Consider the following 18,864-nt stretch of genomic DNA (forward strand, 5'->3'; position numbering starts at 1 on the left):
TCATGAACCAACGTATTGGTATTGCCGTCCTAGGCCTTGGCTGGATGGGCGAGGCACACTCCAGATCCATGCTCCGCATCCCTTCCCTTTTCCCAAAGCGTTCCTTTGACCCGAAGCTAGTAGTTTGTGCAGATACTGAGGCCTCAAGACGTGACCGCGCAGTCAACGACTTTGGCTTCGAACGCTCAGTGGAGAACTGGCAAGATGCCATCAACTCCCCAGATGTTGACGCTGTTTGGGTAACCGCGCCAAACATGCTGCACGTACCAATGATTGAGGCTGCGACCGCTGCAGGTAAAGCCGTCTTTAGCGAAAAGCCAATTGGAGGAAAGCCAGAGCAAACAGTAGCGGCCTTCCAGGCCGCCAAGAAAGCAGGGGTTGCTACCGGTGTTGGATACAACTACCTCTGGGCGCCACTGGTATTGCACGCGAAGAATCTAATTGCTTCGGGTGCGCTAGGTGAGATCACTCACTACCGCGGCCGCTTCTTCTCGATGTATGGAAGCGACGAGATGGGGCTTCTAACCTGGCGCTTTTTAATGGGCCAGGCAGGCTACGGTGTCACCAGTGACATCCTTAGCCACTCCGTTTCTATGGCGCAGTTCCTAATCGGCGACATCGAAGAAGTTATCGGTATGGAAAACACCACAATCAAAAAGCGCCCAATAGCAACAGGTGCCGCAGGTCACTACGGCCGAGGCAAGCCAGAAGATCCTAAGGGAGACGTTGAAAACGAAGACTTCGCTTCGATGCTCTGCAGATTTAAAAACGGAGCCACTGGAACCTTTGAGGTAAGCCGAACTGTTGTTGGTCCTGAAAGCCAGAACGCCTTTGAGGTTTATGGAACCAAGGGAGCACTTAGCTGGAACCTAGAGAAGCTAAATGAGATGCAGTACTACAAGCTAACCGATGACCTAAGTTCTGGATACACCACCATATACGGCGGAGACAGGTTCCCATTCCACGCCAACTTCGTTCCTGGACAAGCAAACTCCATCGGCTTGGAGGACTTTGTTGCCATTGAGGACTATTCCTTCTTGGAGTCAATGGCAACAGGCAAGGCCTTTAGCCCAAGCTTCAAAGAAGCAGTTGACGTAGTCAGCGTTCAGCAGGCTCTTATTGATTCCTGGACCTCCAGAACCTGGGAGAGCGTCAAAGACCTAGGAAAGGCAAGCTAATTGGCAATCAAGACCGTAAGAATAACTACCGCTGAAGCAATTGTTAGATACCTAATTGCTCAGCGCATCATGGTCGATGGCAAGAACGTGCCACTTTTTCCAGGAGTCATGGGAATCTTCGGTCACGGTAACGTGACCAGCCTTGGCCACGCTCTAGAGATGCATCGCGATGAACTGCCAACCTATCGAGGCCAAAACGAGCAAGGCATGGGCCTTGCTGCAGCGGCTTTTGCCAAAGCCACGAGGCGTCAGCAGATCCTTGTTGCTACCTCTTCGGTTGGACCAGGAGCCACCAACATGGTTACCGCCGCAGGGGTTGCGATGGCTAACAGATTGCCTGTCTTGTTTATCGCAGGGGATACCTTCACATCACGCCTTCCAGATCCAGTGCTGCAGCAGGTTGAGCACTTTGGAATGCCGAGTGTTACTGTCAATGATTCATTCAAACCAGTGACTAGGTTCTGGGACAGAATCACTCACCCAGCTCAGGTTCTTTCCTCTCTGCCACAAGCCGTTTCCACGATGCTTGATCCAGCTGACTGTGGACCGGCATTTATTGGATTACCTCAGGATGTAACCGCAGAGGCATACGACTACCCGGTGGCGTTTTTTGAAACCAAGATCCACGAAATCGCAAGACCAAGACCAGACACCAACCAGCTGGCAGAAGCTGCCAAGCTGATTCGCTCTGCCAAGAAACCAGTAATTATCGCAGGTGGTGGTGTTCACTACTCCAGAGCAGAAAAAGAGCTTGCTGACTTTGCTGAGAAGTTTGGCATTCCGGTTGTTGAAACCGTTGCTGGTAAGTCTTCAGTTGTTGCAAGCCACCCGCTTTACTCTGGACCGCTTGGAGTTACTGGTGCAGCAGCCGCCAACGAGGTAGTTAGTGGAGCTGACGTAGTTCTAGCAGTTGGCACCAGATTGGAAGACTTCACTACTGGCTCCTGGACACTGTTTGACCCAGAAACCAAGTTTGTTGGCATCAACGCGGCACGCTTTGATGCCATCAAGCACCAGTCGTTGCCTTTGGTAGGCGATGCCAAAGAAAGCTTGACTGAGCTAACAGTAGAACTCTCTGGTTGGAGCGCAGATGCATCTTGGACCAAGAAATCTCGTGAGCTAAGAGTAGATTTGCAAAGCTTCGTCGACGGCAGAACTGCCGACGACGGAGTTTGGCCTCCGAGCTACGCACAGCTTGTTGGGCTAGTCCACGAGTCTGCTAGTTCCGAAGACTACATCCTCACCGCAGCTGGCGGATTGCCAGGGGAGCTAAACATCAACTGGATGAGCAAGGGCGTTGCGACCTTTGACTGCGAGTATGGCTTTTCCTGCATGGGCTACGAGATCTCTGGTGCCTGGGGAGCAGCTATGGCAAGGCCAAACAATGAGGTCTATTCCATGGTTGGAGACGGTTCTTACTTGATGATGAACTCAGATATCTACTCGTCTTTGTTGTCTGGACACAAGATGATTCTTGTTGTCTGCGACAACGAAGGCTACGCAGTTATCGAAAGATTACAGGTAGGCCAAGGTGGAGCTTCTTATAACAATATGCTCAAAGACTCTGTTGGAACAGGCTCTGATATCCGAGTGAACTTCAAGGCTCACGCAGAATCCATGGGAGCAGTTACCTTCGAGGTAACAACCCTTGGAGAATTCTCCGAAGCACTGGTTAAGGCAAGAGCTGCTGATAGAACAGCAGTAATTGTCACCAAGGTCAGAGCTGCCGACTTCACAGAAGGCGGAGCCTTCTGGCAAGTTGGTGTTCCTGAGGTTTCTGAAAGATCACAGGTAACAGCTGCTAGAGCAAAGATGGATAAGGGTCTAAAGGATCAGAGGCCTGGGGTTTAGTTAGGTTTCAAACCTCTCCAAAGGCTCCGTAGTTCTGGAGCCTTCGGCGCTCTTTCTCCATAGAGTGCTTTGTATACCCGTCTTCCAGACAAATAGTGAGCCAACTGGATCATGGCGTCTTTGAGAACTTTGCCCTTTAGATACTTCTTATACAGTCTCGCTGTTGCCTTGGCCCAAGGGTCTCCGTGATAACCACTAGTTAGGGCGTGGCCTAATTCATGAAGCAAGGTTTCTTTGTCAAAGTGACAAAGAAACATAGCCTTTTGCTCGTGATCCCACCAGCCCATGGCGTGGGGGATGTCACCCTTGAGACCAAAGTGAGAGTGAATCCTTACCCAAGAAACCTTTATCTTTTCAGCCTTCGATATCTCGTTGAGTAACAATAACGATGGCTTCCACAACTTCCAGGCCCTGGCATCAAACTTCTGCCCAGGTCTAACCTCAAAAGAGAGCTTGGTAGCCCACACCGGAATCATCCGGTAGCGGCCGGCTATCTTGAGCTCGATTAGCTGGTTGGGGTTAGAGGGCATAGAAAGATGGTAACCCCTGGAATTGACAAAATTATTGTTTCAAATTGAAAAGCGCAAGGCACCATTGATTCGCAAGGAATATATGGAGCTACTCGAAAAAATCCTCATCAATTTCGACTACATGCAGAGTTTCTTGGACTTGAACCCCTACGCGATACTTGATCATGAGCTCAACAAATTTACTTCCGTCAATCAATGCGATTTTCTCGCGAGCTCGCTCGGCAGTTTCAGTGGCCTCTCTGCTGAACTTACTTGTTGTGACAAAAACACCTTGTGAGGCCCCTCTATCTCCTAAGGCCCCAACGAAACGCTGAATATCAGGCCTGCCAATAGTGTTATCTTCCCCATAACGCTTGGCCTGGACGTGAACTCTGTTTAACCCCAATGCATCCTGATCGAGAACTCCATCGATGCCACCGTCTCCACTCTTTCCGGTGTGACGAGCATTCTTATCAACACCTCCATATCCCATAGCCTTCAAAAGCTCAATCACGGCGCGTTCAAAGAACTCAGGACTTCCAAGGCGAAGCTTAGATAAAAGTTCAGCTCCAACTACTTGCTCAATCTCCTCCACGGCTGAAGAGATTCTTTCGATTGGATCAGCGTCAGTGTCAGTTTCGTTTTCTAGACCTGTCGTTTTCGAATTAGATCGCCTCGAAGGCTCATACTCATTCCAGGCTGGCAGTTTGCGCAAGTCTTTGTCACTTATGATTCCTGGGTGGGCGGCCAATAACGCTCGCCCAGCATCACTAATCTTGAAATACCCTCGCTCTGGCTTAACAACACACCCAGCTCTGGTTAGCGCACTCATAGCCCAACCAGCTCTGTGCTCGGCAATTATTTGCCCATCGTTAAATGTCAAAGATCTTTGCTCGGCGGAAAGGGGGGCAAGTTCTACCGCTTGCGTTTTCAAGTCTCTTCTGTGAACTGTTTTACCTGATTCCAGAGCCTCTAGCACGAATCGTAAAAAGTAGTGCCACACCGGTAAATTGCGTCTGACTGTCTCTGACATTTAGCCCCCTGAATTGATCCTGAGGTAAGGCTAATACAGCCCTGGCTCAACCCACACCTAGTCCACAAAACGTCTGTGTCTTCATGTCCTAGGCATTAGCTAGTCTTGGTATTTGGATAGATAGGGGTCGAGTTGGGGAATTTCAACTACGCAAGCTTCATTTGGTCGGTAGCTGACAAGCTACGAGGACCCTATGGAAGAGCCGATTATGGGAAAGTTATTTTGCCGTTTGCAGTTCTTCGGCGACTTGACTGCACACTTGAGGCAACCAAGGCCAAGGTTCTGGATCTGGCAAAAGGCAGGAAGCTTGACGGCGTAACAAAAGACGTATTGCTGCAAGACGCCTCCGGCTACAAGTTTTACAACACCTCACCGTATGACCTAAAAACCGCCATAGGCGATCCTTCACAGTTAAGGCTAAATCTTCAGGCATACATCAACGGTTTCTCACCCAACATCAGGGACGTATTTGAAAAGTATGAGTTTGACGCCGAATTGGCGAAGCTCGAGGAGTATGACCTTCTTTTATTGGTGTCCCAAGAGTTTCTAAAGCTTGACTTACATCCCGACAAGGTAAGCAACAGCGAAATGGGAAACGTCTTCGAGAACCTAATTTCCAGGTCTATGGAGGCGGCCAACGAACAAGCCGGGGAGTACTTCACACCGAGAGACGTAGTTCGATTGATTGTGAACCTCCTTTTCGCAAGAGACGGCGACATACTCTCAAAACCTGGAATCGTTAGGCACATTTACGACCCAACAGCCGGAACCGGAGGCATGCTCGCCATTGCCGACGAGTACATCAGGTCACGAAACCCCAAGGCGTCACTAAGCCTCTACGGTCAAGAAATCAGAGCAGCCTCTTATGCGGTTTCCAAGACTGACCTGATCATTAAGGGTCAGAACGCTGAGAACATGGTTCTCGGTGACACTTTGAAAGAAGACGGTCACTGGGACAAGAAGTTTGACTACTGCCTAGCCAACCCGCCCTTTGGTGTTGAGTGGAAAGCTTCTCAGGAGGCAGTAACAAAAGAACACGAGCAACAAGGATTCAGCGGCCGATTTGGTCCAGGACTCCCACGAGTTAGCGATGGATCCCTTCTTTTCCTGCTCCACCTAGTGAGCAAAATGAGGCCAGCCTCCGAAGGAGGCGGCCGTATTGGTATTGTCCTGAACGGATCCCCGTTATTCACTGGAGCTGCTGGCAGCGGCGAGAGCGAGATCCGTAAGTGGCTACTCGAGATGGATCTAGTCGAAGCAATTGTCGCCATGCCCAAAGACATGTTCTACAACACCGGGATCGCAACTTACGTTTGGGTCCTGGACAACGACAAGCCGAAAGAGCGCAAAAACAAAGTTCAACTGATCGATGGATCCGGATTCCACCAAAAACTCAGAAAAAACATTGGTAGCAAACGTCTTGAGTTCTCTGAGAGAAACATCGAAGACATTGTAAAGCTCTACGAAGGGTTCGAAGAAGGAGAGCACAGCAAAATCTTTAATACAGAAGACTTTGGATACACCACTATTACGGTCGAACGACCACTCAGACAAAGCTGGGTCATAAGCGAGGAAAAGGTCCTCACATTATCCGAGATTGCTGCGCTTAGGAAGTTAACTCCCGAGGACAGGCTCAAGATAAGGGAAAGTCTGGAAAAACAGAATTCAGACCAGAAATACAAAGATAAAGAGGAGTTCTCCACGTACCTCAAATCACTTCTAGGTGAAATCAAAGACTTGGCTGCAGCGCAGCTGAACACCTTAGTCAAGCATTTTGCCGAACGAGACGATGAAGCCCCGGTTGTTCTGGACAAAAAAGGTAATCCTATGCCTGACCCCGAACTAAGTGATACAGAAAATGTTCCACTGACTCATGATATTGAGGAGTATGTCAAGCTTGAGCTCGAACCACATCTGGCTGAGTACTGGGTCAACAGAGACAAAGACAAAGTTGGGTACGAAATTCCTTTCACAAGACACTTCTATAAATATGTTCCCCCCAGACCACTCGCCGACATTGATAAAGAGCTCAACCTGCTACTTGGTGAGATTAGTGAGCTACTCAAAGAGGTGGAGAAGTAGTTATGAGGGCTATGCAAGATTCGGGTGCAGGTTGGTTAGGTGAGATACCCACGGATTGGACAAGTGAGCGCCTCGACTTCCTTTTTGAAAATTCAAAGAAGAAGAACAAACATCTAGGCATTGAGTCCTATCTTTCGCTTATGGCAAATAGGGGAATTATCCCTTATGCGGAGAAGGGGGATGTGGGAAATAAGGCCCCTGCAGACTTTGGAAACAGCAAAACAGTCAAAAAAGGTGACTTTGTTATCAATTCAATGAATTTTGGAATTGGATCCTTTGGGGTGTCCAATTATGAAGGAATAGTCAGCACAGTCTATTTTGTTCTTCGCCCTGATGTTTCCCGCGCTGATCCAGGTTACCTCCGTTACATATTCTTAACTACATCTTTCCGTGACAACGCACAAAACCTAGGCTCGGGTATTCTTGAGCACAGGGCATCTATCCCATGGGAAAAGTTCAAAATACAAAAGCTCCCTGTGCCACCTATTTCTGAACAAGAAAACATTCGCCAATATCTAGATAGAGAAACCTCTCAAATAGACCACCTGATTTCCAAGCAGGAGCAGTTGATTGAAAAACTCCTTGAGCGCAGACAGGCACTAATTACCCAGGTAGTGACAAAGGGCCTCGACTCAAAAGCACCCATGAAGGACTCTGGGGTTGAGTGGGTGGGCAAATATCCCAGTCACTGGAGGCTTGTGAGGGTCGCCTCTATTTGTAGGATACAGCCTGGATACTCTTTTGATTCTAAGCTCTTTGAGCTTGATGGGGAAATTCCTGTAATCCGCATGAGCGACTTGACTAAAGAAAAATCACCAGTGTTCGTTCGAGGCTTGCCTTCTAGCCTGCCCTCAAACGTCTGGGTAACTCCAGGGGATTTGGTCCTTGGCATGACAGGAGATTACAAGGCAATAGTTTGGCGTAAGAGCAGATCTGCATTAAATCAGAGGCTGGCTTCTCTCCGATTTACGGAGCCAACCGTCGCTGAGTACGCACTTTTCCCCCTGCAAATAGCACTTCAATATGCAAACGATAACTCGCTGTCAACGACCATAAAGAACCTTTCTCTTTCTGAACTTCGAAACATTAGAATGCCCATGCCCCCAACGAGAGAGTTAGAGAATCTGCTCTTTACCATCACCAAGGAAGTAGATCACTTGGATTCTCTATTGGAAAAGGTTCGCTTATCGCTTCAACTTTTAAGCGAACGCCGTCAAGCACTCATCACCCAAGTTGTTACCGGGAAGATAGACGTGAGGGGGTTTGCAGGTGGCAATTCATAACGAGTACGTCTTTGAAAAAGAGATTTGTGCGGAGCTAAATAACAGAGGCTGGCTGCACTCCCCAAACGACTCGGGATACAACCGTGAGCTAGCTCTATTCCCTGAAGATGTTTTCGCCTGGCTTGAACAAAGCCAGCCAGAGCAGTACGCCAAGGTAGTCAAACCGACTGATTCGGCCAACCACCAAGCAAAAGCCAAAGAAGACTTGATTCGAAGGCTAGCTAAAACCTTAGATTCAGCTCTGGCTAATGGCGGTGGAACTCTAGATGTGCTTCGAAAAGGATTCAAGGTTTCACCTGCGAAGTTTGAGATGTGTCAATTCCAACCCGCTGATGGGTTAAACCCAGAAACTACCAATCGCTATGCAAAGAACCGACTTCGAGTCATGCAGCAGGTTCATTATTCGAATAAGAGAAGACTGGATGGTGAGTACCACAACTTCAGCATCGACTTAGTGCTGTTTCTAAACGGTATCCCAGTTGCAACAGTTGAGCTGAAAACCGATCACACTCAATCAATTCACGATGCTGTTGCTCAGTACAAGCAGGATAGGGACCCTAAGGGAGAGCCACTTTTATCCTTTGGCCATCGAGCGCTGGTTCACTTTGCAATGTCTAACTACGAGGTTCAGATGACCACCAAGCTAGCTGGTCACGATACCTATTTCCTACCTTTCAATATGGGTAATAACGGTGGTATGGGCAATCCTTCCAGGGACGACACCTCTCCTACTGCTTACATGTGGGAGCAGATCTGGCATAAAGACACTTGGCTTGGAATTCTTGGGCGCTTTATGCACCTTGAGAGAATTCAGCAAACTGACCCAGTGACTGGAGAGAAGCAGGTCAAGGAGACCTTGCTATTCCCGCGTTTTCACCAGTGGAGTGCAGTGACTTCCCTCATTGATGCAGCTAAAGCTGACGGCCCGGGAAGCCGGTATCTCATTCAGCACTCAGCTGGTTCAGGTAAAACAAATTCCATCGCATGGCTAGCCCATCAGCTCTCCACTCTTCACAAGGAGGGCAAGAAGGTTTTTGATTCGGTAATTGTGATTACTGACAGAACCGTCCTGGATGACCAGCTCCAAAGCGCGATAAAGCAAATTGACGCCAAAACGGGCGTAGTTGCTGCAATCACGGGTGGAGGAGAATCAAAGTCCAAGCAACTCGTCGAGGCCCTCCAGGGTAACAAGCCAATAATTGTGGTGACGATCCAGACCTTCCCTTACGTTCTAGACAAGCTACATGAACTGGGCGAGAAACAGGGTAAAAACTTCGCCATCATTGCGGACGAAGCCCACTCTTCTCAAACCGGAACAACAGCCAGCAAGCTAAGGGCTGTCCTAAGCGACAGCGAACTATCAGACTTGAATGATGGCGGAGAAATTGACGTTGAGGCTACTTTGCTTGCTGAGATGGAGGCTCGGGCAAGCGCAACAAACTTGTCCTTTTATGCTTTTACGGCAACCCCCAAAGCTAAGACTCTAGAGCTCTTTGGTCGCATGGGGGAGCACGGCACTCCAAAGCCGTTCCACCTATACACAATGCAGCAGGCAATTGAAGAAAAGTTTATTCTGGATGTGCTTCAGAACTACACCCCATACAAAGTTGCTTTCCGCCTAGCCCACAACGGCCAAGAGTATGACTCCGACGCTCCTCTAGTTGATCAGTCAGAAGCCGTCAAAGAATTAATGCACTGGCTAAGACTTCATCCCACAAACATCGAGTCCAAAGTTTCGATAATCATTGAGCACTTCCGTTCCTCTGTTGCCAATTTGCTAGGTGGCAAGGCTAAAGCCATGGTGGTTACAGGCTCCCGTAAGGAAGCGGTTCGTTACAAGCTCGCCTTTGATCGCTACGTGAATGACAAGAAATACAAGGACGTGCGGGCCCTGGTTGCCTTTTCTGGAGAAGTTGAGGACCCGGAGTCTGGGCCAAGTGCCTTCAATGAACTGAACATGAACCCTGGTTTGAAGCGCCGAAGTATCCCTGAAGCCTTCAAGACCGATGAGTATCAAGTTCTGCTTGTTGCCAATAAGTATCAGACCGGCTTCGACCAGCCTTTGCTATCTGCAATGTATGTAGACAAGAGACTAAGCGGTGTGAGCGCGGTTCAAACTCTTTCTAGGTTAAATAGAACTGCGACCGGTAAGGACACCACTTACATCCTTGACTTTGTCAATGATCCTGAGGAAATACGGCTTTCGTTTTTGCCTTACTACCGAACCGCTGAGCTCACGGAGATTACAGATCGGAACATAGTCGTTGACTTGGAGCGAAAGCTTGATTCTGCTGGAATCTACGATCGGGATGATGTGAATCGCGTCAGCGATCTGATAACCACAACGAAGAAAGACAAGGGCAACAATGCATTGACAGCTGCTCTTGCAAAACCCAGGGACACGTTCAAGTCTCAACTCAATGCCGCTAGGACCGAGAAGGATGGAGCCGAAGTGGATAAGTTAGATGACTTCAGAAAGACAGTCACTTCATACATCAAGGCTTATGGCTTCCTATCCCAGGTCTATGACTATGCAGATACAGAGCTTGAGCGCCTTTACATCTTCTTGAAGCAGCTCGACAAGGTGATTGCAGATTCTGCTCCCGAGTCCTACATCGACCTTAGTGAGATAGAACTTGTTCGATACCAAATCATCGAGCAGTCCAAAACCAGCATGATCTTGGGAGAAGAGGGCGCACTTACTCCTTTCTCGGCTATCGGCGGTCACGAGGCCAGAGACCCGAAGTTAGTACTTCTGGAGGAGGCAATTTCAAAAGTAAATGAGCTAGTTGACTTTTCCGACGGCTCGAGTGTTTCAGGAAAGATCATTGTCGAGTCTGTGAATCAGCGACTGCTGGCGAATGACCAGGTTGTGGCTCAGGCTAAGGCCAATACAGAGGACCAATTCGTTGGTAGTCCTGACCTGAGCGATGCAGTGGTGAGAGCTCTCATTGGCTTAAAAAAGGACTCTGACGACGCTTCGGATCAGATCCTCAGATCACAAGCCCGCACCGAAGAGTTCCTTAGGGTCATTGGTAAAGCTGTTTACGCACTAATAAATGACTAGCCCAATGACCGAAACCAGTTCAGAATGGCTTGGCTTAGTTGTCTTCAGCTTGCCCTTATACCCCCCAGGGTATACAATATCTTCTAGGTAAATCACTACTTATTGAGGAGATCCATATGTGTTCACCAGCTCTTTGCTCTAGCTGCAACAAGATCACTTGGTCTGGTTGTGGCCAGCACATCGAAGAAGCTCTTGCTGGATACCCAGCAGAGCAGCTTTGCACCTGCAACAAATAACTTTGTTGCCTTGGCTTGTTGTTGGCTTTAGCCAACAACAAGCGAGGGAACCCCGCCTTTGGGTCTAAAGGTTGCTCTTGGTTCTGCTATGGGGAGCTTGGCATCTATTGGTTTTGGTCTTTTGGTTCTTGCCATCTCGAGCAAGATGATGTGCGCTTCTAGAAGGGCAAACTGATCCCCTAGACACTTTCTGGTTCCGGCTAGGAAGGGAAAGTAAGCACTTCTAGGCAGGGAATCTTCAAAGTCGTTGGCCCAGCGCTCTGGTTGGAACTTATCTGGGTCTGGAAAGAAGTTTTTGTTGCGGTGGCTGGCGTATTGGCTAACTAGAACGTGTGCTCCTTTGGGAACTTTAACTCCTGCTACCTCAACATCTTCGATGGCACGTCTTGGGGACACCCACACCGGTGGGGCAAGTCTTAGGGCTTCTTGGAAGATGGCTTTGGCTGTTGGGGCTGAAAGAATCTGTCGTATTTCAGGTGGTGAGTCATCGGGTAAGTATTGGTCTGCTTCTTGTTTTAGCTTTTCCCAGAGATCATCGCGGTCTCGAAGATAGGAAAGAGCCCAGGTCATTACGTTGGCTGTTGTTTCGTGGCCAGAAAGAATAAGCGTTAGGGTTTCATCTCTTACATCATCGTGGCTGAGGGCTTGGTTTTCATCGTCTCTGGCGTCAAGTAATAGGCCAAGTAAGTCTGTGCCGTGGGTTCCACTTGCTACCCGCTCCGAGATGATGTCCTCTGCTACATCAGCTAGATACTCGGCTGATTCCTTGAACTTTTTGAAGTAGGGAAGTGGACTCTCATCGAACCGGTCTAGGCCTGGCAGCATGGTTCGCTCGATGCGGTCTATTGCAACACCCATGTGGTGTTGCACGCCTTCGGCGTACTTATCTATATCGGTTGAGAACAGTAACCTGGCAACAATCTGGAAGGTAAGTCTCATCATTTCTTCATTTGCTGAGACTTCTTGGCCCAGTTGCCAGTTGGCTATGTGATCTTTGGTTATTGATCTCATGTTTAGGGCGTAGTCATTTAGTTGCCCGTGGTGAAAGGGCGGTTGCATCATTCGGCGGTGCCGAAGATGCACTGGCTCTTCGTTTGTTAGTAAGCCTTTGCCCAGGACCTTATGCATGCGCTCAAAGCCCACGCCTTTGACGAAGGAGTGCTGCTTTTTTACTAGGACGTCGGTTACTCCTTCGGGGCCAAAGAAGGCAATGAACAGCTCGCCTCCTAGAAAGAAGGAGGCGGTGTCCCCGTACTTGTTTTGAAGATCTAGTAAGAACTTAGGGGTGTCGCTTAGAAACTTTAGGGTTAGAAGACCGCCAAGGGAGTTTGGACCTTTGGGGAGATTGGTTAGACCCTTTTTAGATCTGATGGCTTTGGGTTTAGCGGGGTATTCGACTGGGCGCTCTGCTGTGTATGGTCTTGCCATTTGGGCCTCCCTATGGTGTTTTAGTGTAATCAGGTTTGGGCTATAGGAATGGTTAATTGCTCCCTTTAGGTGGGCTGGGTGGATACTAAGAGGTATGCAAAAGCCAAGAGCTAGGGTGTGGGGCTTTAGGACCATGCTCGCTGGGTTGGTTATTGGAATATTCCCACTAGTTCTTAATTTCTTTCTTTTTATTGGTTGCCAGAACCCAGATGATGAAAGCTCCTGCGTTGGAGCTCTAGCTGCTCCGTTGTTTGAGGCAACAATGCCATTTGCGTTCCTGGTTGCGTTCCTGGTTTCTATGGTTGGACTAGTTATTTGGATTGTGGCTGTGGGAAAAGGACCCGATGCTCGCGTTTGGGGCTTTCGGATCATGCTCGCTGGGTTGGTTGTCGCCCTATTTCCACTTCTTCTTTCGGTCCTTTTTTCAATTGGTTGTGAGAATCCGTTTGATGAAAGTGCCTGCTCTGGCGCTGTGGCTTTGTGGTACTTGCTGGTAACGCTGCCACTTGGGTTCCTGGTTTCTATGGTTGGACTAGTTCTTCGGCTTGTAGGTTCCGGGAGAAAACCTAAAGCGTAGCCGGCAAAAGAAGGGAAAGAGATGGAAAGTCTCGCACAAACAGTAGTTCTAATACTGGTTTCAATATTGAGCTTTGGCCTAGGAGCTTTCGTGTTCTCCTGGTTTAGATCTCCGGTTACCAAAGTTCTGACCTATGTCTTTGCAGCACTATCGGTGGCTGCAGGTCTTTGGGTGGGTTGGGTTTTGATCGAGGGCAACGGTATTCCCATTGCTTTGGTGCCAATCTCACTTGGGCTATTTGGTATCTGGAATCTAAGGCGCAGAAACAAAGGCAGATCTTAGATTCACCTGGGGACCCGGCGTATTCGGGACTTTTGGCTAGACTTAGTGTTTCGGTGAGGCGGTCTCATCGCAAACCCACTGGAGCCTAAAGTGCCTAAGCCAATTGTTCTTATCGCTGAAGAGCTCTCGCCTGCCACGGTATCGGCTTTGGGTCCTGATTTTGAGATCAAAAACATCGACGGCACTGATCGTGCCGTCTTGCTATCTGCTATTGCAACGGCTTCGGCTATCTTGGTTCGCTCTGCTACCCAGTTGGATGCGGAGGCAATAGCTGCTGCTAAGCAGCTGAAGGTAATTGCAAGAGCTGGTGTTGGGCTCGACAACGTGGACATCAAGGCAGCCACCAGTGCTGGTGTGATGGTTGTTAATGCGCCAACATCGAACGTCATTTCAGCTGCTGAGTTAGCTATTGGGCACATTCTTTCTCTTGCCCGTCACATTCCAGATGCTAATGCTTCGCTTAAGCAGGACAAGTGGGAAAGATCTAAGTTCACCGGTGTTGAGCTATACGACAAGACCATAGGAATTGTTGGTCTTGGAAGAATTGGATCACTAGTTGCAGAGCGTTTGTCTGGCTTTGGGGCCAGATTGATTGGGTATGACCCTTACGTGACGCCAGCTAGGGCTGAGCAGATGGGTGTGAGCCTGGCAAGTCTTGAAGAACTTATGCAGCAATGTGATTTCATTACGATACATATTCCTAAGACTCCAGAAACTACTGGGCTAATCAGTACTGCCCAATTTGCTTTGGCCAAGAAAGAGCTCAGAATTGTTAATTGCTCGCGCGGTGGAATCATCGATGAGGACGCTTTACTTGAGGCGCTAACTACCGGCCGGATTGCTGGCGCCGGCCTAGATGTTTTCAACAATGAGCCCCCTAAGGGCTCGCCTCTATTGTCTTTGCCAAATATTCTTGTTACCCCTCATTTGGGAGCTTCAACTGATGAAGCTCAGGAAAAAGCAGGAATCTCGGTAGCTAAGTCGGTGCGTCTTGCACTGGCGGGGGATCTAGTTCCAGATGCGGTCAATGTTGCAGGTGGCAACATTGACGACTCGGTAAAGCCTGGTATTTCTATGGCCGAGAAGTTGGGTCAGGTCTTGTTTGGTATGGCCGATGCTTCTTTGGTTTCTATTGAGGTTGAGGTTCGGGGCGAGATTGTGGTGCATGATGTCTCGGTCTTGAAGCTAGCGGCATTGAAGGGTATTTTCCAGAACGCCGTTACCGATCAGGTTAGCTACGTCAATGCGCCGCTATTGGCTGAAGCCCGCGGGGTTGCCGTGAAGCTAAGTACAGATCGGGTTTCGGAAGAGTATCGCAACATGACCACCATTCGTGCGGTGTTATCTGATGGCAACGTGATTTCCGTATCTGGAACAGTAATTGGCCCAAAGCGCCACGAGAAGATCACCGGTATCAACGGTTACGAAGTGGAGCTCGCTTTTGCCGAGCACATGGTGCTCATGGTTTATACCGACCGCCCGGGTATTGTTGCGGTTTATGGAAAGGCCTTTGCTGACGCCAATGTCAACATTGCTGCCATGCAAATTGCACGTCAGCAAAAAGGCGGGAAAGCTCTATCTGTTGTTACGGTTGACTCACCGATTGACCCAAAGGTGCTAGAAAAGCTCAAAAAAGACATTGATGCCTCCACTATGAAGGCAATTACTATCTCTGTTGGCTAGATAACCAGATTCTTACCTGAAGACTTATCCACAGTTTCTAGCGCGCACCTCTTGCATCGGATCAAGAGGTTTAGTTTGTTTCTATGAAATCCACAGCAAACAATATAAAGAGTTCACCTAACAATCTATTGTCATCTGTAAGCACTGAGAGTTATGCTCAAACCATGAAAAAGACAGTGGACATCGTCGAGGCTGCATCGAGCCTACCCACTCTCGTTTCAGATGCCCTTGCCGGCCAAGATGTGATCCTGTCTAAAGACGGAGAGGGTCTTGTGCAACTCGTACCTCTCGTTTCAGAAGCTCTGAATGCTAATGAGCAATATCAAGGAAAGCAAGAACTCGGTTTTGCTGCAAAGTACTTGGTTGACTTTGACTGGGACGAGTGGGAAGCCTCCCACGAGGAGTTCAGAAGACTATTTAAGGACTACGAGGATTTCAAGTAGTGATCCTTTTGGACACTAACGCACTTCTCCAGGCGATGACCATGCCGCATCGATTGGGCAAAAGAACCCAAAGATTGCTAAAAAATTCAACTGAGATTCACTATTCCTCCATATCTTCGGCGGAGCTCGCAATAAAGCAAATGATTGGGAAGCTTCGGCTTGAGCAGCCTGTTTATAGACTCCTTCCAGGGCAGAAGTTTCGCGAACTTCCTTTTGATGGTGGGGTAGTTAGAGAGCTTTTCTCTTTTACTAGCCTTCAAAGACACGACCCATTCGATCGCTTCATTCTGGCCACCACCAGAGCGCACGGGGCTAAGTTGATTACCTCTGACCGGAAAATGCTGGAATTGGGATTTGGCTGGATTCTCGACTCATACCAGTGATACAAAGCGTTGAAAGTTATCCACAACTTGCTTACGAACCTCAAACAGCTCATTGCGTTTGAGCTAGCTTTTTCACATGAACACAATTTCTGGGATCTCTCAAACACTTCCAGTCGAGCTCTTGTCTGCTGCAGAGGCGCCAAGTTATGCTAAAGCCATGACACGGACAGTGAAAATCAGTGAAGCCAAGGTGACCTTGTCTAAGCTCGCCGATGAAGTTTCCTTAGGCAAAGAAGTGATCGTCTCAAGAGCCGGCAAACCGGTAATGAAGCTTGTAGCGGTTACCGCCCTAGAGCTCGAGGGCGCTAACCCCAAAGCAAAAAATAGAAAACTCGGCTACGGTCGCAAATATGCACCGGATTTCACTTGGGAGCAATGGGAAGATTCTGAGAGGGAGATGGAAAAGATCTGGCGTAAGTTCGGCTACATCGACTAATGCTGCTGCTAGACACCAGCACCCTTATTTCCGCGATTTTGTTTCCAAATCGAATCGGTAAAAACACCCTAAGACTTGTTACCAGGTCCCCAGATCTTTACTTTTCAGCAGTTTCGCTATTTGAAATTGTTGTCAAGCAAATGAGGGGCAAGCTCAATCTTGGTCGAAGCGTCAGCGAATTCATTGGTGAGCTTGACGCTATAGCTTTACCTCTGAGGGCAGAGGATGCTTTAGAAGTACTGTCCTTCCCTAGCCTGACTAGACATGATCCCTTTGACAGGTTGATTCTGGCTACCACTAGAGCTCATGGAGCAAAGCTGATTACCTCTGACCGAAAAGTGCTGGATCTAGGATTTGACTGGATTCTAGATTCAAGCCAGTAGTTGGAAAAAACTCTAGCTATTAGCCCTAGCTCTAGCATCCTTTCCAGCTCGCCATGTGGTGTATCCACCGGAGAGGTTCTTGGCCTTGATGCCGTGCCCCTTGAGCAGCTGAACCGCTGTGTGTCCACGCTGTCCAACGGCGCAGTGCACCACGATGTCTTTGCCTTTGATTTCATCGAGGCGAGCTCGTAGGTCGTTTACTGGAATCAATAACGAACCAGGAATTGCTCCGGCTTGGTTCTCGCTTCGGTCACGAACATCAACCAAAACTGTTCCAGAGGCCTGCAGGGCTTCGATTTCGTGCCACTGAACGTTTTCGGTTTTACCGGTAAAGACGTTATCGCCAACGTAACCGCTTTGATTGATGGCGTCTTTAGCTGAACCAAAAGCCGGGGCGTAGGCAAGTTCTAGGTTCATGAGATCCTGCACAGTTAGACCTGCGTAAATGGCGGTAGCGATTACATCGATTCTCTTGTCGATGCCATCAAGACCAACGGCTTGAGCTCCGAGTAATTTGCCAGATGTGGGGTCAAAAAGCACCTTGAGCGAGACTCTTTCAGCTCCTGGGTAGTATCCAGCGTGTGAGCTTGGGTGAAGGTGGATGATTTCGGCAGTGATACCCAACTTCTTAGCTAGGCCTTCGGTAAGTCCTGTTAGCGAAACGGCCATTCCGAAGGCACCGATGATTCCTGTTCCGATGGCTTTTTTGACTTCAACTTTCTCGCCTGCGATAACGTCAGCTACTAATCGACCGTGACGGTTAGCTAAGTTTGCTAGCCAGATCTGCTGACCCTTGCCGGAAAAAGCGCTGGTCTTTTCAGCAGCATCGCCTACGGCAAAGATGTTCTCATCTGAAGTTCTTTGGTGGTTATCGACCCAGATGCCGCCTGATTCGCCGATAGTAAGCCCTGCTTCAACTGCCAGGTGGTGATCTGGAACTACACCAGCAGCTGAAACAACCAGATCCGCTGCGATCTTCCTGCCATCGGAGAGAGTAATGGTGTTCTCGTTGATAGTTGCTGCTGTCACGCCAAGTGCTAGTTCAATGCCATTTGCTACCAGGTGAGCCTGGAAGGGTTCGATTATCTCTGCATCGAACTGGGGGAGGATGGACTTACTCATCTCAACCACCGTGGTCTTAACCCCGCGGTGAATAAAGTTTTCGGCAAGTTCAATGCCGATAAAGCCAGCTCCAAGGACAGCCGCTGATTTGATCTTGCCGGAGTCAACAAGAGCTTTGATTCCCGCGGCATCCTCTACGTCTCGTAGGACGTGGGCTCTTTCAATGCCTGGGGTGGGCAAAGCCCTTGGCTTTGCTCCGGTTGAGATAACTAGCTTGTCGTAGGACTCTTCGTAGCTTTGATTGTCGATCAGGTTCAGCACCGTGACGGTCTTTTTGGCTGGATCAATCTTGGTGACTCGGGAGTTGACTCGCACATCTAGGTTGAAGCGGTCGTTTAGGCTCTTTGGGGTTTGCAGTAGTAACTCGGATTCATTCTTGATGACCTCACCCACATGGTAAGGAAGCCCACAGTTAGCGTAGGAGACGTTCTTACCTTGCTCGAAGATGATGATTTGCGCATCTTCTTGCAATCTTCTGAGTCTTGTCGCAGCTGACATTCCGCCAGCTACGCCGCCAATGATTACTGTTTTCATTTGCTTCCTTGGGTTAGCAGTTAGTTATTAAAGAGGTCTAGGAATTAGGCCAAAGACATAAAGGCTTTTTCGAGCGTTGCTCGATCTTTGGTTCCTGCGGCATCATTGCCACACTGCGCCATGCCGGTGGCAATAATGGCGAAGCCTGCCTTGGTTACCGCTGAGTTAGCAGCTGAGAGCTGGGTCAATATCTCGGTGCAGTCTCTGCCCTCATCGAGCATCTTTACGACTCCCGCTATTTGGCCTTGGGCTCGAACCAGACGGTCTCTGGCTTTCTTGAGGTCCTGGGGTTCTATTTGCATCTTTGCTCCTTGCAGTTGGTTGCTTTTTAGTATACCCTAGGGGGTATACGAA

Annotated in this window: 18 protein-coding genes; 13 read left to right on the forward strand and 5 right to left on the reverse strand. The window is 48.9% G+C overall.

What is annotated here, in order from left to right:
• Nucleotides 1–2: 2 nt before the first annotated feature.
• Together AC9UCN_RS02485 and iolD are read left to right on the forward strand one after the other, a co-directional pair.
• Nucleotides 3–1,178, forward strand: coding sequence for a Gfo/Idh/MocA family protein (locus AC9UCN_RS02485; protein ID WP_509523385.1), 1,176 nt, complete (start codon nucleotides 3–5; stop codon nucleotides 1,176–1,178).
• Nucleotides 1,179–3,029, forward strand: a complete 1,851-nt coding sequence (iolD, locus tag AC9UCN_RS02490; RefSeq protein ID WP_509523386.1) for a 3D-(3,5/4)-trihydroxycyclohexane-1,2-dione acylhydrolase (decyclizing) — start codon at nucleotides 1,179–1,181, stop codon at nucleotides 3,027–3,029. It begins immediately after the preceding gene.
• Here the strand turns inward: iolD and AC9UCN_RS02495 are convergent.
• Both AC9UCN_RS02495 and AC9UCN_RS02500 read right to left on the reverse strand, forming a co-directional pair.
• The gene (locus AC9UCN_RS02495) at nucleotides 3,026–3,559 is read right to left on the reverse strand and encodes a hypothetical protein (RefSeq protein ID WP_509523387.1); all 534 of its coding nucleotides are present in this window, start codon (nucleotides 3,557–3,559) and stop codon (nucleotides 3,026–3,028) included. The genes iolD and AC9UCN_RS02495 overlap by 4 nt on opposite strands.
• Before the next feature lie 88 nt (nucleotides 3,560–3,647).
• On the reverse strand, nucleotides 3,648–4,571 hold the full coding sequence (locus AC9UCN_RS02500) for a restriction endonuclease (RefSeq protein WP_509523389.1): 924 nt from the start codon (nucleotides 4,569–4,571) through the stop codon (nucleotides 3,648–3,650).
• A gap of 132 nt (nucleotides 4,572–4,703) precedes the next feature.
• Here AC9UCN_RS02500 and AC9UCN_RS02505 point away from each other — a divergent pair, with 132 nt between their 5' ends.
• The 4 genes from AC9UCN_RS02505 to AC9UCN_RS02520 all read left to right on the forward strand — a co-directional run bounded on the left by AC9UCN_RS02505 (nucleotide 4,704) and on the right by AC9UCN_RS02520 (nucleotide 11,239).
• Complete coding sequence (locus AC9UCN_RS02505; protein ID WP_509523391.1) at nucleotides 4,704–6,653, forward strand: type I restriction-modification system subunit M; 1,950 nt, start codon at nucleotides 4,704–4,706, stop codon at nucleotides 6,651–6,653.
• A 140-nt stretch (nucleotides 6,654–6,793) separates the two neighbouring features.
• A complete protein-coding gene (locus tag AC9UCN_RS02510) occupies nucleotides 6,794–7,936 on the forward strand; it encodes a restriction endonuclease subunit S (protein ID WP_509523393.1) in 1,143 nt (380 codons plus the stop codon).
• Complete coding sequence (locus AC9UCN_RS02515; RefSeq protein ID WP_509523395.1) at nucleotides 7,923–11,003, forward strand: type I restriction endonuclease subunit R; 3,081 nt, start codon at nucleotides 7,923–7,925, stop codon at nucleotides 11,001–11,003. Before AC9UCN_RS02510 ends, AC9UCN_RS02515 begins: the two co-directional genes overlap by 14 nt.
• 116 nt (nucleotides 11,004–11,119) lie before the next feature.
• Entirely contained in the window at nucleotides 11,120–11,239 is a 120-nt protein-coding gene (locus AC9UCN_RS02520) for a DUF8730 family Cys-rich protein (protein WP_509523397.1), read from the forward strand.
• A 27-nt stretch (nucleotides 11,240–11,266) separates the two neighbouring features.
• On the opposite strand, the gene AC9UCN_RS02525 is transcribed toward AC9UCN_RS02520, so the two are convergent.
• A complete protein-coding gene (locus AC9UCN_RS02525; RefSeq protein ID WP_509523399.1) occupies nucleotides 11,267–12,667 on the reverse strand; it encodes a cytochrome P450 in 1,401 nt (466 codons plus the stop codon).
• 94 nt (nucleotides 12,668–12,761) lie between these two features.
• On the opposite strand from AC9UCN_RS02525, the gene AC9UCN_RS02530 reads away from it, so the two are divergent.
• From AC9UCN_RS02530 to AC9UCN_RS02560, 7 genes are all read left to right on the forward strand, one after another.
• On the forward strand, nucleotides 12,762–13,244 hold the full coding sequence (locus AC9UCN_RS02530; RefSeq protein WP_509523401.1) for a hypothetical protein: 483 nt from the start codon (nucleotides 12,762–12,764) through the stop codon (nucleotides 13,242–13,244).
• A gap of 21 nt (nucleotides 13,245–13,265) precedes the next feature.
• The gene (locus AC9UCN_RS02535; protein WP_509523403.1) at nucleotides 13,266–13,526 is read left to right on the forward strand and encodes a hypothetical protein; all 261 of its coding nucleotides are present in this window, start codon (nucleotides 13,266–13,268) and stop codon (nucleotides 13,524–13,526) included.
• Between the two features lie 90 nt (nucleotides 13,527–13,616).
• A complete protein-coding gene (gene serA, locus AC9UCN_RS02540) occupies nucleotides 13,617–15,209 on the forward strand; it encodes a phosphoglycerate dehydrogenase (protein ID WP_509523405.1) in 1,593 nt (530 codons plus the stop codon).
• A 164-nt stretch (nucleotides 15,210–15,373) separates the two neighbouring features.
• On the forward strand, nucleotides 15,374–15,652 hold the full coding sequence (locus AC9UCN_RS02545; RefSeq protein WP_509523407.1) for a hypothetical protein: 279 nt from the start codon (nucleotides 15,374–15,376) through the stop codon (nucleotides 15,650–15,652).
• Complete coding sequence (locus tag AC9UCN_RS02550; RefSeq protein WP_509523408.1) at nucleotides 15,652–16,035, forward strand: type II toxin-antitoxin system VapC family toxin; 384 nt, start codon at nucleotides 15,652–15,654, stop codon at nucleotides 16,033–16,035. The genes AC9UCN_RS02545 and AC9UCN_RS02550 overlap by 1 nt, the downstream gene beginning before the upstream one ends.
• Nucleotides 16,036–16,111: 76 nt before the next feature.
• Entirely contained in the window at nucleotides 16,112–16,471 is a 360-nt protein-coding gene (locus AC9UCN_RS02555; protein WP_509523410.1) for a type II toxin-antitoxin system Phd/YefM family antitoxin, read from the forward strand.
• Nucleotides 16,471–16,854, forward strand: coding sequence for a type II toxin-antitoxin system VapC family toxin (locus AC9UCN_RS02560; protein ID WP_509523412.1), 384 nt, complete (start codon nucleotides 16,471–16,473; stop codon nucleotides 16,852–16,854). Before AC9UCN_RS02555 ends, AC9UCN_RS02560 begins: the two co-directional genes overlap by 1 nt.
• A gap of 12 nt (nucleotides 16,855–16,866) precedes the next feature.
• Here the strand turns inward: AC9UCN_RS02560 and AC9UCN_RS02565 are convergent, their stop codons facing one another.
• Nucleotides 16,867–18,510, reverse strand: a complete 1,644-nt coding sequence (locus tag AC9UCN_RS02565; protein ID WP_509523414.1) for an FAD-dependent oxidoreductase — start codon at nucleotides 18,508–18,510, stop codon at nucleotides 16,867–16,869.
• A 44-nt stretch (nucleotides 18,511–18,554) separates the two neighbouring features.
• Nucleotides 18,555–18,812, reverse strand: a complete 258-nt coding sequence (locus AC9UCN_RS02570) for a metal-sensitive transcriptional regulator (protein WP_509523415.1) — start codon at nucleotides 18,810–18,812, stop codon at nucleotides 18,555–18,557.
• Nucleotides 18,813–18,864: the final 52 nt, after the last annotated feature.

The organism is Rhodoluna sp., from assembly GCF_036721215.1.
Classification (GTDB): Bacteria; Actinomycetota; Actinomycetes; order Actinomycetales; family Microbacteriaceae; genus Rhodoluna.